Source organism: Chitinophaga sp. S165, assembly GCF_003182155.1.
Classification (GTDB): Bacteria; Bacteroidota; Bacteroidia; order Chitinophagales; family Chitinophagaceae; genus Chitinophaga.
Window position 1 is genome coordinate 999,030 of record NZ_QGTG01000001.1, and the last position, 17,384, is coordinate 1,016,413.

The following is a 17,384-nucleotide window of genomic DNA, read 5'->3' on the forward strand; positions in this document are numbered from 1 at the left end:
TGAACACGCAACACCCCTACCGACGAAACACACGAACGCCACCGGGGAAACGTTTGAACACGCAACACCCCCACCGGCAAACAAATGAACCCGCAAAGCATATCATTGAACACCAAACAATCCGCCACACATATCCCCGCTCCCCAAAAACAAATCTTTGTAATTAAAATTCTTTTACCGACTTTTACGCAACCGATTGTAATTTTTATTTCAACCAACAGCCCCGTTATGAAAAACACACTGTTGCTGATGCTCTTACTGTGCTGTATACAGCCTTTACGGGCCGAAGACGGATATGATCTCTGGCTCCGGTATAAACGGATTGACAATAACGCCCTGTTATCCACCTACAGGAGAACCATCGCTGCTATTCACATAGCTGGCAATTCCCTTGTTATGGATGCGGTAAAGAAAGAATTAGACCAGGGCCTGAATGGGTTACTGCAAGCGCACATACCTTTCACCAACGGACAACCTGTCAACAACACACTCATCGTTGGCACAACTTCAACGCTTGCAGCTTTGAAATTATTCCCGAAGGATGATCTCCAGCAACTTGGGACTGAAGGTTTCCGCATTACGTCCAGGACAGTTGCCGGGAAGGTTTGTACAGTCATCACAGCCAATACAGATATAGGCGTGCTTTACGGTGCCTTCCATTTTCTCCGCCTGATACAGACCCTGCAACCTGTTGCAAACCTGAATATCACCTCAACTCCCCGTGTTAAACTCAGACTGCTGAACCACTGGGATAACCTTAACAGGTATGTTGAACGCGGATACGCTGGTATCTCTATCTGGAACTGGCATACCTTGCCTGAGTATATAGATGACCGTTATATCGATTATGCCCGGGCAAACGCCTCTATCGGTATTAACGGTACAGTACTCAACAACGTCAATGCCAACGCGACCGTCCTTACAGCACCCTACCTCCACAAGGTAGCTGCGCTGGCGGACGTACTTCGCCCGTATGGCATCAAAGTATATCTCAGCGCCCGATTCAGTGCGCCGATGGAGATCGGACACCTGAATACCGCCGATCCTCTAAACGATACCGTACGCCAATGGTGGCAAGCCAAAGCTAAAGAGATCTATACCATGATCCCCGACTTTGGAGGCTTTCTTGTTAAGGCAAACAGCGAAGGCCAACCAGGCCCGCAAAGCTATGGCCGCACGCATGCTGACGGCGCTAATATGCTGGCAGACGCGCTCTCGCCACTTGGAGGTATCGTTATCTGGCGAGCCTTTGTATACGACCCCGAGGCAAATGATCGCTTCAAACAAGCTTATGATGAATTCACTCCGCTGGATGGAAAATTCCGTAAGAACGTACTGGTACAGGTAAAGAATGGCCCCATCGATTTCCAGCCAAGAGAGCCCTTCTCTCCCCTGTTCGGCGCTATGCCGAAAACACCTTTGATGATGGAGTTCCAGCTCACGCAGGAATACCTCGGCCAGGGCACACACCTCGTTTACGAAGCACCCCTGTTCAAAGAAGTATTGGATGCAGATACACATAGCAAAGGAAAAAACAGCACAGTGGCAAAGATCGTAGACGGCACCCTCAACGATCATACGCTTTCCGGTATCGCAGGAGTAGCCAATATCGGTAATGAACGCAACTGGACAAACCATCCTTTCGGTCAGGCAAACTGGTATGCGCTCGGCAGACTTTCATGGGATTACTCTTTGAGCAGCGAACAGATCGCCTCAGAATGGATTCGTCAAACGTTCAGCAATGACCCAACAGTGGTCAACACTATCAGGAACATCATGCTAACCTCCCGTGAGGCTGTTGTTAACTATATGACGCCACTTGGCCTGCATCATATCATGGGAAATGGACATCACTACGGCCCTGCACCCTGGAGCAATAAAGCGCCCAGGCCAGACTGGGACCCTGTATATTATCATAAAGCAGACGCGAAAGGGGTCGGCTTCGACAGGACAGCCTCCGGCTCTAACGCACTGCAACAGTATCAACCTGCCGTACGTCAGTTATATGCCGACAGCAACGCCTGCAGCGACCAATACCTGCTATGGTTCCATCATGTCAGCTGGCAGCATAAAATGCATTCCGGCAGAACCTTATGGAATGAGCTTTGCCATAAATACCAGGAAGGCGTCGACTCCGTCAGCGCCATGCAACAACAATGGAGGCAGTTAAAGAAACATATTGATCCGGAGAGATTCCACCAGGTAGAAATGTTGCTGGCCATTCAGCACAAAGATGCCATCTGGTGGAGGAATGCATGCCTGCTTTATTTTCAGACATTCTCCGGAATGCCTTTCCCGGCAGGATATGAACAACCGGACCATACACTCGGATATTATCAACAAGAACGTTTCCCTTATGCACCAGGGAACTGATACACCTTAATAAACAGATCGATATGGATACAGTAAACAAACGGGTAGCAATTGTAACAGGCGGCGGTTCAGGCATCGGACTGGCTATCACGGAAAAATTCATCTCCGGTGGTATTCACACCGTCATCGTGGGCAGGGATGAAAAGAAGCTGCAGGCTGCCAGAACACAATTAGGAGAGCTCTGTTATCCGATCAACCATGATGTCAGCGATCTGGCAACCATTCCATCGCTTATCAAAAAAGTCATTGATAAATTCGGGCATATCGATATCTTAGTGAACAACGCCGGTATCAATATGAAAAAGGATTTCATTGAGATCACCGACGAAGAGTTCCAGCAGATCATCACCACTAACCTCTGTTCTGTATTCTCTATTTCACGGGAAGTAGTGAAACATATGTTGCCCAGGAACAGCGGAAATATCATCAATATAAGCTCAATGGCGGCCCAATATGGTATGCCGAGGGTAATTGCCTATAGTGCCAGCAAAACGGCAATAGACGGCATGACAAGGGCCATGGCGGTTGAATTATCTCCCAAAGGCATCCGCATCAATGCAATCGCCCCGGGATTTATTGAAACTGCTATGACAGCCAAAGCACTGAATGCCGATCCTGAAAGAAAGAAGAAAGCCGTTGGCAGAACGCCCATGGGCCACATGGGCCAACCTATGGACATTGCTGATGCGGCGCTTTTTCTCTCTTCGGATGCCGCCCGTTACATCACTGGCGTCATCCTGCCGGTAGATGGTGGTAATTCAATTGGATTCTAGACTTTCATATATCACGTTTATGAAGACGCTTCGTTTACTGCTGCTTTCCATTGTAATATGTTGTTCTGTCCGCGCACAGGTTCGCCTGCCACGCCTGATCAGCGACAACATGGTACTACAGAGAGAGGCCCAGCTAAACATCTGGGGCTGGGCTACCGCCGGGGAAAAGGTCCTCCTCGGCTTCGCCGGCAAGCAATACGAAACGATCACTCCTGCAGACGGCCGCTGGCAGGTGGCCATACCACCCATGGAAGCCGGCGGCCCTTACGACCTCACCATCGATGGCAGCAATCACATCACCGTTAAGAACATCGTTATCGGTGATATCTGGATCTGCTCCGGGCAATCCAATATGGAAACCCCGATGTCGAGATTAAAGGACAAATACCCTGCTGTCATCGCTGCAGCACACAATCCCAATATCCGGGCGTTTAATCCTGCTACCAGGATGGAATGGCAACGGCCTTTGGACGACTTCCAGACAGGCTCCTGGGAAATGGCAGACCCACAAACAGTATTACAATTTTCCGGTGTTGCATACTTCTTTGCAAAAACCATCTACGAACAATACAACATTCCCATCGGCATCATCAAGGTAGCCGCCGGAGGCTCTACCATAGAAGGATGGATAAGCGAAGAAGCCCTGCAACGAACACCCGCATACGCTAATGTACTTAGGTTGAAACAACCAGGGTACATGGACAGTATCCGCCAGGCAGACCAAAAAGCCAGCGACGACTGGTATTACCACTTATGGAAGCAGGATAAGGGAATACAAACAACCACACAATGGTCAGACAGCAGTTATGTTCCGGAAAATTGGAATACAATGAATATACCAGGCTATTGGCATGACCAGGGATTAACAAACATACATGGCTCCGTATGGTTCAGAAAGACCATCCAGGTTCCCGCAGCTATGACTGGTCAACCCGCCAGACTGTTCCTCGGCAATATCGTTGACAGGGATTCCGTATACCTCAACGGTCACCTTATCGGCGCTACGCAATACCAATACCCGCCCCGGAAATACCCTGTTCCTGCCGGCATGCTGAAGGAAGGCCCTAATACCATCGTCGTACGGGTGATCAACTACAGCGGTAACGGAGGCTTTTACAAAGACAAGGTTTATCAGCTGTTCACTACCACCGACACTATCAACCTGGAAGGTCCCTGGCAATACCAGCTGGGCGCATCCACCGATCCTATACCACCATCCATTCCCTTCTACACACAGCCGCTGGGGCTCTATAATGCCATGATAGCGCCATTACTGCCCTTTGCTATGAAGGGAGTGCTCTGGTACCAGGGAGAAGCAAATTCAGACAATCCAACCGCATATAAAACGCTACTCGAAACCCTCATAAAAGACTGGCGGATGAAATGGACCGGTATGCAGCCCATGCAGAACTTTCCGTTTTTATATGTACAGTTACCAAACTATATGGTCAGTCATCCCCAGCCAACAAACAGCAACTGGGCACTCTTAAGGGAATCACAGCTGAAGGCATTATCTGTTCCCAATACAGCCATGGCAGTAGCCATTGACATCGGCGAATGGAATGATATCCATCCCCTCAACAAAGAAGACGTGGGCAAACGTTTAGCTCTGGCAGCACGTAAACTTGCCTATCAAGACAGTCTTGTGGTCAGCTCAGGTCCTTTGTATAAGAACATGACATCCGAAGGGCACAAGATCATTATACAATTCATCAATACCGGCAGCGGTCTTATAGCTAAAAACGGTCCCTTAAAACAATTTGCCATCGCAGGCCCTGACAAGCAATTCAGATGGGCGCATGCAGAAATCAAAGGCAATAAGGTCATCGTCTGGCATGAGGCCATCAGCAAACCTGTAGCCGTACGTTATGCCTGGGCCGACAATCCGGAAGGCGCCAATCTCTATAACAAAGAAGGATTGCCGGCATCTCCTTTCAGGACCGACAATTTCTAGACTCATAGCCCGTATATCAGCTGTGCCTGTACTTATACTTAAGTACCAGCATTGCAATATTTAATCCCAGTGCGAGGAAGTTGGTTAAAATGATGGGAAGGTCCGATTTGTCAAATCCGTAATAGACCCACAGGCTGTTCCCCGTCATCATAACAATAAACATGAATACCGATACATCCTGCGCTTCCTTTGTCTTTAGCGTCTTGATAAGCTGCGGAAGTATAGAAGAAGAAGTGCACATGCCTGCTACAAAACCCAGTATCTCAATAAATTCCATAATCCCGGTTTATCTGTTAGCAACAACAAAACAATGCCAATTCTGACAGTCCCGGGCATAATCGTATGCAACCTTTCTTTATCTCAGTTGTCATTAAGGAAGCATATCGCCATCTTTACAACACCAGCATTATGAAGAAATATCTCCTCGTTGTTTTATTGCTAAGCTATGTGCAGGGTATTGCACAACAGATACCAGACTCCCTGGAGCCTGACATTAACAAACTGTTCTCCAGATACAGCCGCCCAGGCACTCCGGGGGCTGCAGTGCTTATCGTACAGAACGGACAGATCATATTCAAAAAAGGCTATGGGTCCGCCAACCTGGAATACGACATTCCCGTAGCTCCCAATACCGTTTTTGACATTGCTTCCGTATCAAAACAATTCACCGGTTTCGCCATATCAACATTGATAGAGGAGGGAAAGATCTCTCCGGATGATGATATTCGTAAGTACCTCCCTGAAGTACCACAATTTGGCAAAACGATCACGATACGCCATTTGATCCACCATACCAGCGGACTAAGAGACTGGCCTGCCACATTACATGCAGCAGGATGGAGATGGGATGAAACCTTTAGCTTCGACGACATTCTAAGAATGGTGAAACAGCAACGTGAGCTTGATTTTGAACCAGGCTCACAATACTCCTACTCCAATACCGGTTATAACCTGCTGGCAGCCCTGGTAGCTAAAGTAAGCGGCAAATCATTTCCCGACTGGATGAAAGAACATCTCTTTTCTCCTTTACAGATGAATGCCACTATCGTACAAGACGATCACTCACAGATAATCCCGCGTCTGGCCTCCTCATACTACCACAACGGAAGAGAGTATCACAAAAGTAACGACGCCCTTACCGCTTTAGGTTCGAGTTCAATATTTACAACCGTTGAAGATCTCTCCAAATGGGTGATCTATTTCCAGGCGCAACTGGACAAAAAGAACCCTGTTTTTCTAAGGATGATTGAAACAGATAGCCTAAATAACAAACTCCCCATCAATTATGCATACGGAGTGGAAGTATCTAAGATAAATAACGCAGACAAGGACAATCGCAATAGTGTAACGAATATTTCACACGATGGCGGCTGGGCAGGATTTCGCACCATCATATCCAATTACCCGGACCAGAAACTGTCAATTATCCTGCTTGGGAACGATGGCAACTTCGATAGTAATGGCAGCGCCAAAGCCATTGCAAGATTGTTCCTGAAAGAGAAACTACCTCTAACCGCCGGTCCGACACGCGAAAACCTAAGTAATTTGCCAACAATCAAAGGCGACCAGTCGCTACTAAAAAAATACACCGGCAGCTACCAGTTGGGAGAAGGTTGGTACGTGACTTTCACCCTCGAAAACGACCGCATGATGGTACAGGCCAATGGCGAATATAAGTTCCCTACAGATATAAAATCAGACACTGTATTATGGGTCCCTGCATATTCTTCATCAGTTACATTCAGGGACATAAAAGAAAAAGCAGGCGCCCTCAAATATCGGAACATCATCGCCAAAAGAGTCGAGCCCATCACAATTGATTCATCGCAGCTCAAGCGTTATGCAGGCACTTATTACAGCGAAGAGCTGGAAACAGCGTACAAACTGTCCGTTAAAGGCGGTAAACTCATAGCCCATCATATGCGCCTGGGCGACTTTGAATTCCAGCCCGACATGGCCATCGCCGATAAATTCAGCAGTTATAACGGCACCATTAACTTCCTAAAAACAGGAACAGGCAACATAACCAGCTTCAGACTATCCAACGGAAGGATAAAGAACATCCTGTTCAAAAAACAGGAATAAGGAGTACAAGAAAACTAAGTGCTATGCTGAGTATAACTGATCCTTTTTGAAGCATCCATAATAGGAACTCCGAAGTTGCTGCCGGTTTCAGGTAGGAATTGCGGGCCTCCGGCTCTTTGAGACACGCTTGATGCCCCCCCAATAGAGATCCAACAGCCCATACGCTTGAAAATGCTTAATAGACATCCAACCAAAGAGGCGCCGACCGCAATCCTACCTGAAACCAAAAGCGACGAAAACAAATCCAACAAACGGAAAACGCGACCACAATCCTACCAAAACCGAAAGCGACGAAAACAAGTGGCACAATCTCTGATCAGATATTTAAAAGTATTTTCTAACCAAAACACTTTCACCATGTCTGATAACAAAACCAACGTCGGTCAGCAGGACCGGATAAGGATCGACGCCAATGACCCTGCTGAGGTGGAATATGTTCACAGACTATTCCCACATCTTGAACACAAACAGGTATTAGACGCCATCAAAAATAAAGGCCCGATAAGGGAAGATGTCATTAAATATCTGCAAAATCTGAAGTAACTTCAATAACATGCCCTGCGTAAATTACGCAGGGCTTTTTTAAACAATAATCTCATATTATGGCAACAGGACATATCTTAGCAATAGACGTAGGCGGATCGCACATCAAAGGCACTATTCTGAACAGCAAGGGCGAATGGCAAATGGAATACAAGCGGTTGCCTACACCCAAAGAAGCAAAACCCGCAGACGTATTGGAAACCATATCAGCATTGGTAAAGGAGATGCCCGAATATGAGAAGATCTCAGTAGGCTTTCCGGGATATGTTCGTAATGGCGTCGTGTACACAGCGCCGAACCTGGGCAATCCACATTGGAAGAATATCGATCTTGGCCAGCAGATAGCAGACCTGTTAAACAAGCCGGTGAGGCTGGTTAATGACGCAGACCAGCTGGGTCTTGGCGTAGTCAGCGGTAAAGGATATGAACTGGCAGTAACGCTCGGTACAGGTTTCGGCACAGCATTACTCATAGATGGGTATTTGCTGCCACACCTTGAGCTTGCGCATCACCCGGTGACCAGGGAACACGATTATGATGAATATATCGGAAATAAGGCCCTTGAAAGAGAAGGAAAAGAGAAATGGAACAAAAGGATGGAACGCGTGCTGGACATCCTGAAAACCGTCTTCAATTACGACCGGCTGTATATCGGCGGAGGCAGTGCAGACGAATTAACGATGCCGCTTGATGACAACATTCATATTTTCACCAACAAACAAGGTATCAAAGGCGGCGCACGGCTGTGGGACATGGAAGACAAATACCACATCAGTACAAACTATCCTAAAAGATAGCGAAGAACCAAAAAAAATTATTCCTTACACAGGTACCAAATAGCAAGTCGCACGTCATAGTATGCATACATGCCCGCCGGTTGATCGCCGCGGGCAGTATTTGCAGATAAATTCAGAGCGCAAACAAACACCACAACTAAAACATGACGTAAGCAGGTAAAGGAAGGCTATTTAATATTACTCAAAATAATCACGGTACAATAACCTATACAGGCACCAGCTTGTAAAGGGTAAACCCATCATTACTCAAAATAATCATTGTACATCTGCTACAGGCAATTGCCGGTAGAGGAAACTATGTATTACTTCAAATGATCATTGTACAAAAATCTGCTGCAGGCATCGCCTGTAGCGCCACACCATCCCGTAATCATCAAAAAATCTAAGGTACATCGACTATTCACTGAAAACCAAATAGTATATCCATGAAAATCCATTACTGGAAGCCGGCCATCAAACGATGGCTCAGGCGAAGCTTTATCGTAACCTTTATCCTGAGTTGCGTTGCCGCAACTAACACAGGCTATGCACAGAACTTTAGTGATGTGATGGCCGCGTCTGAGTGGAACACGTTCTTCCCTCACCGTTTTAATCCGGACGACCGTACAGGCGCCGGTACCTTACCTACAACTGCCGCAAAGGATTTCTATTCCTATGCTAACTTTGCCGAAGCGGTACGCCGTATGGGCAACATCAAGATCATTATCGAAAGACGTTGCGGAACCAATGCCTACCGTCTTACCCGTATCGACAAAACAACAGGAGCATCAAAAGTGATCCGTACAGATGCGGATTTCAACATCTCTCCTAATAACATCCTGACAGAAACACTGGATTATGCTTCTTTCGCAGGTGAAGGCGACCTGGCAGCACGTAAGCGTGAGCTCTGTGCTTTCCTGGCCAACATCTCACAGGAAACTACAGGTGGCTGGCCTACAGCACCTGGAGGCCAATATGCATGGGGCCTTTATTTCCGCGAAGAGCAAGGCTTTGAAGGTACCAACAACGTTGGTTATATTGTTTCAGATGCAACTTATCCTGCAGCACCTGGTAAATCTTACCATGGCCGTGGCCCTATCCAGTTGAGCTACAACTATAACTATGGTCAGGTGAGTGAGTTCATCTTCGGCGATAAGAACGTACTGCTGGCTAATCCTGAAAAGGTGATCCAGGATGGCGTGATCGCTTTTGAAACCGGTATCTGGTTCTGGATGACACAACAGTACCCTAAACCATCCTGCCATGATGTAATGATCCCGAACAAATGGACGCCTACAGCAGAACAAACAGCACTGGGGCTGCGTCCTGGTTTTGGCGCCACCGTTAATATCATCAATGGTGGTATTGAGTGTGGCGGTGGTTCAGAAAACACCAAAGTATTGAGCCGTATTGGTCACTTCCAGCGTTACACCGGCATCAAAGGCGTAAGCCTTGAGCTGAACGGCGGTAACAGCACTGTTAACTGTGGTTGTGCTAACATGCGTCCATTCGCGATTGACGCACAGGAATGCAGCAAGATCGCTTCCCTGAAATTCACCTCTCCATCAAATGGCATATTGAGCACAAGCTCTTTATCTGCAGTTACCTTATCGGTATCTAAGAATGATCCCCGTGGTGAGATCTCTGAAGTATTCATTAAGATAGATGGCAGGCGTCTGTCCGGTACTTCCGTACAGTTCACACCATCTGCGTATAAATCATACACTGCTACAGCAGTGGGTATCCGTCCTGGTAAAGATTCTGTAATAACCACTGTAACCTTCGCTATCTGGAATCCGCAGACATTTGAAGGCTGTGCAGGTCTGCCTGCATGGAGTGCTGCTGCAACTTATGCTGCTGCCGGCACTATCGTGCGTTACAACAGTACCATCTACCGTAACCTGTGGTGGGCCGGTGCTGCTGATATTCCGGGTGTAAGCTCGGCATGGGCAGTAGTAGGTGCATGTAATGGCACTAATCCTCCTACCGATCCTGAAGATCCGGAAGAACCTAATCAGCCTTCTACAGCGCCTATCGGCAAAACTATCTGGCTGAAAGGCTTCAACGGTCAATATGTAAGCTCTGAGAACGGAGTACAACCAATGAACTGTAACCGCCCTGACGTACAGGGTTGGGAACAATTCCTGGTAGTGGATGCTGGTAACGGTACGATTGCACTGAGCAACCAGGGCAAATATGTATCATCCGGTAACGGTACCGCATCGATGACCTGTGCTGCAACAACTATCCAGGCATGGGAGAAGTTCATATGGGTTGTGAATGCAGATAACACCATTTCCCTGAAGGGCAATAACAACATGTTTGTAAGCTCTGAGAACGGAACAAAAGCAATGACTTGCAGCCGTGCAACCGCACAGGGCTGGGAAGCCTTCACCTGGGGTGAAGTAAGCAGCACGCCTCCTACCGATCCGGGAGATGGTGGCGATACAACCGTAACACCGCCTACACCTACCACCGACTTCAAAGTAATTGGTTACGTGCCTTCATGGCAGGGCGATGTGAACACTGTACAATACAGCAAGCTCACACATATCAACTATGCATTTATACTGCCTAATGCAGACGGTAGTCTGCGTGCCCTGGAAAATCCATCCAAGCTGCAAAGCCTCGTAACAAGAGCACACGCTAACGGTGTGAAGGTGATGATCTCTGTAGGTGGCTGGAATAATGCTGACGATAGCGGTTTCCACGGTCTGGCAAGCAACGCGACCGGCCGTACTAACTTTACCAATGCCCTCATCGCACTGGTGAACCAGTACAACCTGGATGGTGTGGATATCGACTGGGAATACCCGGACCCTAACACACAGTCTGCTAACGACTACGTAACTCTCATGACTCAACTGTCTAACGCAATGCATAGCCGCGGTAAACTGCTTACAGCAGCTATCGTAGCACAAGGCGGTACCGGCGGTGGTATCCTGAGCAGCGTATTCCCTGTTGTGGACTTCCTGAACATCATGGCTTATGATGCTGATGGTGCTAACCACTCTACCTACGCTTATGCACAAAGCTCTCTGAACTACTGGAGAAACCGTGGCTTACCTAAAGAGAAAGCCGTACTGGGCGTTCCTTTCTATTCAAGGAATGGCTGGTATCCTTTCTGGCAGCTGCTGCAGATGGGCGCTAGTCCAAATGCTGACCAGTTCAATGGAGAAGGATACAACGGTATCCCAACTATGAAGAACAAAACCAACCTTGCATTTGACAACGGTGGTGGTGTGATGATCTGGGAACTGTCCAACGATGCAACTGGTGCTAACTCTCTCCTGAGTGCAATCCACGAAGTAGTATTACAACGTGGTGGTAATACTGAAAATCCTCCAACCAATCCTCCTGCTACCGGTGCTCCTATCGGCAAGACTATCTGGCTGCAAGGCTTCAACGGTCCGTATGTGAGCTCTAAGAACGGCGTAGGCCCAATGTGGTGCAACGCTACTGCTGTAGCTGGCTGGAACCAGTTCCTGGTAACGGATGCAGGCAACGGTAAGATCGCACTAAGTAACCTGGGTAAATACGTAACCTCCGGTAACGGTACAGCAGCAATGACCTGCGCCGCCACAATTATCCAGGATTGGGAGAAATTTGACTGGATCGAGAACGTAGACGGAACCATCTCCCTGAGAGGTAATAACGGTATGTATGTATCTTCTGAAAATGCAGAAGAAGCAATGAACTGTAACAGGGCTACTATCGGTGGCTGGGAAGCCTTCAACTGGGGCGCTGTCAACGCAGCTGCAAGAACTGCAACAGTTGCTGCAATAGCTCCTGTAACTGATAACAAGGTTGCTACTGCTTCCGTATATCCCAACCCGATCGGCAAGGGTAACACCTTTACCGTGACTATGGGGCAGTTTGATGCTAAACAACCGGTACGCATTACCATTCTGGACCTCAATAAGAAAGTTGTTGCTTCTCAAACCGCCAACGGTGGCGTAGTGAAAGTGTCAACTGCCGGAATCCCTGCCGGATTCTATATTGTCGTGATCAGCAACGGTCATAATGTAGTTACCAATAAGATAGTGATTCAATAAGACGATCACGTCACGTCACATTAACAAGGCCGTCCCTGGAGAGAGACGGCCTTGTTTCATTTACAAGTTATCAGATAAAGCGAAAAGACCGCCCCAAAACTACGTTCGAGACGGTCTCTCGTTGCTCACTAAATTGTAACAAGTAAAAACGGCAGCGCCGCAGAAGACGGATCTCCTGCGGCGCTACCGGTGACTAAAACTACAAATTGCTCTCATTCTGTGGTAATGGATACTTTGCCCATACATCGTCGTCAGGTCTGTCTTTCGGCAATGTATTCAGTAAATTATAACGTCTGAGGTCTATCCAGCGATGGCCCTCCATGAACAATGAATACCGCCTGTTGTACAACAGCTCTGTAGTCAATGCTGGAACCGTGATGGCTCCGGCATATGGCGTCAGGTTGTGTTGTGTCCTGATACGGTTCAGAGCTACAATAGCATCAGGAATAGCACCAGATTGTAACTTCGCTTCTGCATAGATCAGGATCAGCTCCTCATTACGGATAATACTTACCGGCGAGTTCAGGGAGCTCCAGATCACTACATCACGGGTTACTGTCAATCCGCCCTGGCTGGCTGCAACAGTACGCAGTGCAGTTTTAGCGATACGGTCATCTGAAGGAAGAATATCCGTCGTATAAGAAGGATGTGGGCCTCTTACTTCACCGCTTGTGTTTGGAGCCAGGAACAACGTATTAGGCAAATCGCCACCGTTGGTAGAGAAGAAATGATATACACCATCATTCAACGGGCCATTCAGATTAAAGAAGGACTCATTCAACGCCGTCAGCGCAGCAGCCCAGTTCTTTCTGTAAAGATGTACCCTGGCAGCCAATGCACGGTTAAATTTCAGTAAACCTGCCGCATCTTTGAAACCAGCAAAACCATTTGACAATGGGAACATTACTTCCGATCCTGTCAGGTCTGCTTTACCCGCATCAAGGAATTGCAGTACGGTATCCATTACTTTCCCGGGATCTGTGATAACAGGCCCTAATGTAGCACCATTTGGCACTGGTATACGTGCACCATTAGAATCTGTCATATTGATGTTCAGCAACAGCTGATAACCGATCAGCGTCTTCGCAAAACCGGTGAAGGCTTTCTTCTGTACATCGGAAGCGATCTCCGGACGGGCATTACCTATCGCGTCAATCAGTATGAAACACTGCCTGATCACCTGGTAACGGGAACCCCAGGGGTTAGTCAGATAGAAGGTATTATTGTCCAGTATCCTGCTACCACCGCCAAGTATATCGGTAGTATAACGGGGCTCAGAACCTGAAAAGCGGTAGATTTCCCTGCCAATGGCGCCGAGACCGTCAAGATACACCGCATAGTTATTACGCATACCTGATTCAGCACCAGTTACCAGGTTAAACAGATCACTACGGGTCGGATTATTTATGATATCACCTACTACAGGCGTATTTAGACTGTTTATTTCTCCTTTCTGACAGGCATTCATGGTCAGCAGGAAGAAGGCAGCAGTTATTATTGAGAAATAGTTCTTCATATGTAATAATTTTTAACAGACAGAAAATGATCTAGAAATCAACACCAACATGGAAACTACCTCTTTTGGAAGCAGGGAACGGAGTAACGTCCACACCGGTCGACAAACCAATACTACCACGGCTTGTAGAAGTAGTGATAGTGTTACTACCGAAGTTGGATACCTCAGGATCATATCCTACATAACTTGTCCAGGTAAAGAAGTTGTTAGCAGATACCCCCAGGCGTATGCCCTTGATGAAGTTTGTGTTCTTCAACGGTACATTGTAATAAAGGCCTATCTCACGGATACGTACATAAGAAGCATCCTGTACATAGACGCCAGCATCACCAGCGCCGGTACGGTATTCTCCGAGTTTCATTCCATGAGAGATCTCATCATAGTCAAAGGAAGTACCGCCCAGGTCTGTCAGCAATTGCGTCAGGTTGATATTGTCTCCCCCTTTCTTCCAGTGGATCAGGAAACGTAGGGAGAAGTTTTTGAACACTGTCAGTTCATCAAAGAAACTCATCTGGAACTTAGGCTCTGAGTTACCGATCAGTTTCAGCTCGCCATTCACAGTACCTTTGATCTGTGTAGCAGGTTCGCCTTCTTCCAGGTAGAAAGTACCGAGTGAGTTACCGAACGCGCCGATAGCATAAGGAGGAATCAACAATGTGGTTACTTTGGAACGGTTACGCCACCAGTTAACGGTAGAAGACCATCTTACATTTTTTGTGTTGATAGGGATAGCTGTCAGTCCCAGCTCAATACCCTGGTTCTTCAGGTCACCACTATTCTTCCACTCGTTAGCATAACCTGATGATCCTGGCAAAGCATGACGTAACAATACATCCTGGATACGTTTGTTATAATAAGTAGCTTCCAGATTGATCCTGCCATCCAGTACACTGACGTCCAGACCGGCTTCAAATTCGGACTGTCTTTCGGGTTTGATATCCGGGTTCCCCAGCAGATTATCTACCAGTATACCAGGGTATCCGCCGATATTACTTCCCAGCATACCTGTGAACTTACTGCTGTAAGGCGGTACGTTACCAGACTGTCCATAGGCTGCACGCAGCTTAAGGTTTTCCACTCCTTTCACATCCCAGAATTTCATTTTGGCCAGGTTCCAGGAAACGGCTCCTTTAGGGAATACATAATATTTCTTGTAATCTCCGTTGTTGGTAGATCTGTCAAAACGAACACCACCGCTTAAGGTGATAGCGTCAATTAATGTCAGGTCTTCCTGTACGAAAATACCGTTGTCGCGGTACTTCTGTCTGAATTGCCTTGTAGCCGTATTGGCGCTGGCGTCCAGGTTGCTTTGTCCGGATACAAGGTTGGTGGCTACTGTAACGATGTTGTCGAGATACCCGGTTTCTAAGGTAGCTCCTGCGGTACTGGTCAGGCTGATATTTTCATTTGGAGTGAACGTATTGACCAGGAAACCGGCAAGGTTTGTATTGGTGTTATTTGTATTACCCTGAATCGAATGACCCTGTAATGCATTTTCTTCAAACTGCAGGTCACGTGGGAACAGGGCCGCTGTTTTATAGTTAAAGTAGTCAAGACCGCCACGGCCGATGAAACGCGTGGAAGAACGCTCATTCTGCTGGATGCGTACTTCCAGGTTAGCACCACCCACAAAACGGTTGGTCACCTCATTGTTTTCCATTTTATCCCGGGTTTCCAGTGGATTGGAGGCCGCAAAAGTATTACGTGGATATTCGCCCAATGCGTTCGGGAACAGGTCTACAAAGGTAGGAGTAGATGATAAAGCCACACCGTAAGTCACACCGTTATTATCGTTGTTGGTCAATCCCCTGTCAGCGTTAGAATGAATGTAACTGGTCGTAATGCCGAAAGAAATACGGTCACTGATCTTATGGTCTACATTGACACGTACAGAGTTGTTGAAATAACCCGTATTCTTAACGATACCATCTTCCTGCCTGCGGTTACCTGAGATATAGAAAGTGGTCTTGTCTCCGCCACCACTTAATGACAGGCCGGTATTTAATATCAGACCGGTTTCTCCATACATTTCCTTTTCATAGTCGATGAGCTTACCTGCGCTTTTAGCAGCATTATACTGTGCTGCGTATTGCGCACGTCTGGCTATTACTCCAGGATCGGCGCTGCTGGCAGGCCCCGCCAGATCAGCTGCTGTTTCCGCAGTAAGTTCACGCACGCCCATCAGATGTCTTACTTTAGCGAAACCTGTTTCATGGTTCGCACTGATCCTTGTCTTACCTGCACGGCCTTTCTTTGTAGTGATGATCACCACGCCGGCAGCCGCTTTAGCGCCATACAAGGCAGCGGCAGAAGCGCCTTTCAGGATCTCGATATTCTCAATATCCTGCGGATTGAGGTCGGCGATACGGCTGGAAGGGTTATCCTGGTTATTGGGATTACCAGCTGTTGCAGCACCTGTTACATCGTTCAATCCGGCAGGGATACTACTGTTATTGAAGAAGATACCATCTACTACATACAGTGGTTGCGAATTACCGAATACAGAAGTGATACCTCTCATCTTTACAGAAATACCGCCACCGGGAGCACCGGAGTTAGCGGTGATAAGGGCGCCCGGCACCTTGCCGCTCAACGCTGCGTCAAAAGTTTGCGCAGGCGCTGTACCAGACAGCTGATTGGCGGAGATGGTCACTACCGTATTAGCGAGGTTACTTCTCTTCACCGTAGTAGCCAGACCTGTTACTACGATTTCGTCCAGTTTCGCAAAGTCTTCTTCCAGGGTGATGTCAAGTGAAGTACTGCCCGGCGAAACCTTGAGGGTCTGTGTTTTGTACCCGGTAAAAGAGACTAATAAAGTGGAACTACCTGCGGGAACTGCCAGGTTGTAGGTTCCATTGGCATCTGAAATAGTTCCCCTGTTGGTGCCCTGTATTCTGATAGTTACACCGGGAATAGGCTTGCCATTCACGGCGTCCCTGATTCTGCCTGAAAGGTTTTGCTGCGCAAATAATGCTAGTGTACTACATACGAATAGCAGTACAAGCAAGCTGGATTTGGGTAGAAGCATAGCTTGTTCGATTTAGATATAATGATTGATAAATAAATGCTACTGTTTCACGTACGGTCTTGCGATCTTAGATTTTGGTGTTAAACTTGCTACAGGTCATGTCTGCTTACTTAACAGTTAATAATGCGTTGTGGTTCCCTGCCAGGAGCATTCAGCTACGGGTTTTTGGTACAGTCTGGAGGCAAGGCCCTCATAAGCCGGTTTTTATAACGTTGAATAAGTTCGGCAGATTACGAAAAACTCAAAGCATTTCGTTTTTTTTCTTTGGGTGATTTATGCTA

10 protein-coding genes are annotated in these 17,384 nt (G+C 47.4%); 7 read left to right on the plus strand and 3 right to left on the minus strand.

Translation table 11 applies throughout. The features are described 5' to 3' along the window. The first annotated feature begins 228 nt into the window (after positions 1-228). From C7475_RS03640 to C7475_RS03650, 3 genes are read left to right on the plus strand one after another with little or no spacing between them, the layout of a single operon-like run. Positions 229-2,373 carry an alpha-glucuronidase family glycosyl hydrolase gene (locus tag C7475_RS03640; protein ID WP_110051162.1) on the plus strand — a complete coding sequence of 715 codons (2,145 nt, stop codon included), beginning with the start codon at positions 229-231 and terminating at the stop codon, positions 2,371-2,373. A gap of 23 nt (positions 2,374-2,396) precedes the next feature. Next, positions 2,397-3,146, plus strand: a complete 750-nt coding sequence (locus tag C7475_RS03645) for an SDR family NAD(P)-dependent oxidoreductase (RefSeq protein ID WP_110051165.1) — start codon at positions 2,397-2,399, stop codon at positions 3,144-3,146. Between the two features lie 19 nt (positions 3,147-3,165). After that, positions 3,166-5,100 carry a sialate O-acetylesterase gene (locus C7475_RS03650; protein WP_110051168.1) on the plus strand — a complete coding sequence of 645 codons (1,935 nt, stop codon included), beginning with the start codon at positions 3,166-3,168 and terminating at the stop codon, positions 5,098-5,100. Positions 5,101-5,116: 16 nt separating this feature from the next. Here the strand turns inward: C7475_RS03650 and C7475_RS03655 are convergent, their stop codons facing one another. Further along, on the minus strand, positions 5,117-5,377 hold the full coding sequence (locus C7475_RS03655; protein ID WP_110051171.1) for a SemiSWEET family sugar transporter: 261 nt from the start codon (positions 5,375-5,377) through the stop codon (positions 5,117-5,119). Positions 5,378-5,508: 131 nt separating this feature from the next. Here C7475_RS03655 and C7475_RS03660 point away from each other — a divergent pair, with 131 nt between their 5' ends. The 4 genes from C7475_RS03660 (at position 5,509) to C7475_RS33110 (ending at position 12,559) form a co-directional block, all read left to right on the plus strand. Beyond that, positions 5,509-7,185 carry a serine hydrolase gene (locus tag C7475_RS03660; RefSeq protein WP_158286412.1) on the plus strand — a complete coding sequence of 559 codons (1,677 nt, stop codon included), beginning with the start codon at positions 5,509-5,511 and terminating at the stop codon, positions 7,183-7,185. A gap of 357 nt (positions 7,186-7,542) precedes the next feature. Then, the gene (locus C7475_RS32895; RefSeq protein ID WP_158286413.1) at positions 7,543-7,728 is read left to right on the plus strand and encodes a DUF3606 domain-containing protein; all 186 of its coding nucleotides are present in this window, start codon (positions 7,543-7,545) and stop codon (positions 7,726-7,728) included. Positions 7,729-7,787: 59 nt separating this feature from the next. Next, entirely contained in the window at positions 7,788-8,525 is a 738-nt protein-coding gene (locus C7475_RS03670) for an ROK family protein (RefSeq protein WP_233259753.1), read from the plus strand. 425 nt (positions 8,526-8,950) lie between these two features. After that, positions 8,951-12,559, plus strand: a complete 3,609-nt coding sequence (locus C7475_RS33110) for a glycoside hydrolase family 19 protein (RefSeq protein WP_199236165.1) — start codon at positions 8,951-8,953, stop codon at positions 12,557-12,559. Positions 12,560-12,758: 199 nt separating this feature from the next. Here C7475_RS33110 and C7475_RS03695 read toward each other — a convergent pair whose 3' ends face one another. Both C7475_RS03695 and C7475_RS03700 read right to left on the minus strand, forming a co-directional pair. Next, a complete protein-coding gene (locus C7475_RS03695; protein WP_110051181.1) occupies positions 12,759-14,075 on the minus strand; it encodes a RagB/SusD family nutrient uptake outer membrane protein in 1,317 nt (438 codons plus the stop codon). Positions 14,076-14,106: 31 nt separating this feature from the next. Continuing rightward, positions 14,107-17,103, minus strand: coding sequence for a SusC/RagA family TonB-linked outer membrane protein (locus C7475_RS03700; RefSeq protein ID WP_110051184.1), 2,997 nt, complete (start codon positions 17,101-17,103; stop codon positions 14,107-14,109). Between the last annotated feature and the right edge of the window lie 281 nt (positions 17,104-17,384).

Bases quoted from the DNA above. Each gene is read 5' to 3' on its own strand.
- C7475_RS03670 (WP_233259753.1), top strand. From the start codon at position 7,788: ATGGCAACAGGACATATCTTAGCAATAGACGTAGGCGGATCGCACATC.
- C7475_RS03700 (WP_110051184.1), bottom strand. From the start codon at position 17,103: ATGCTTCTACCCAAATCCAGCTTGCTTGTACTGCTATTCGTATGTAGT.
- C7475_RS03655 (WP_110051171.1), bottom strand. From the start codon at position 5,377: ATGGAATTTATTGAGATACTGGGTTTTGTAGCAGGCATGTGCACTTCT.
- C7475_RS03640 (WP_110051162.1), top strand. From the start codon at position 229: ATGAAAAACACACTGTTGCTGATGCTCTTACTGTGCTGTATACAGCCT.
- C7475_RS03650 (WP_110051168.1), top strand. From the start codon at position 3,166: ATGAAGACGCTTCGTTTACTGCTGCTTTCCATTGTAATATGTTGTTCT.
- C7475_RS03695 (WP_110051181.1), bottom strand. From the start codon at position 14,075: ATGAAGAACTATTTCTCAATAATAACTGCTGCCTTCTTCCTGCTGACC.
- C7475_RS03645 (WP_110051165.1), top strand. From the start codon at position 2,397: ATGGATACAGTAAACAAACGGGTAGCAATTGTAACAGGCGGCGGTTCA.
- C7475_RS33110 (WP_199236165.1), top strand. From the start codon at position 8,951: ATGAAAATCCATTACTGGAAGCCGGCCATCAAACGATGGCTCAGGCGA.
- C7475_RS03660 (WP_158286412.1), top strand. From the start codon at position 5,509: ATGAAGAAATATCTCCTCGTTGTTTTATTGCTAAGCTATGTGCAGGGT.
- C7475_RS32895 (WP_158286413.1), top strand. From the start codon at position 7,543: ATGTCTGATAACAAAACCAACGTCGGTCAGCAGGACCGGATAAGGATC.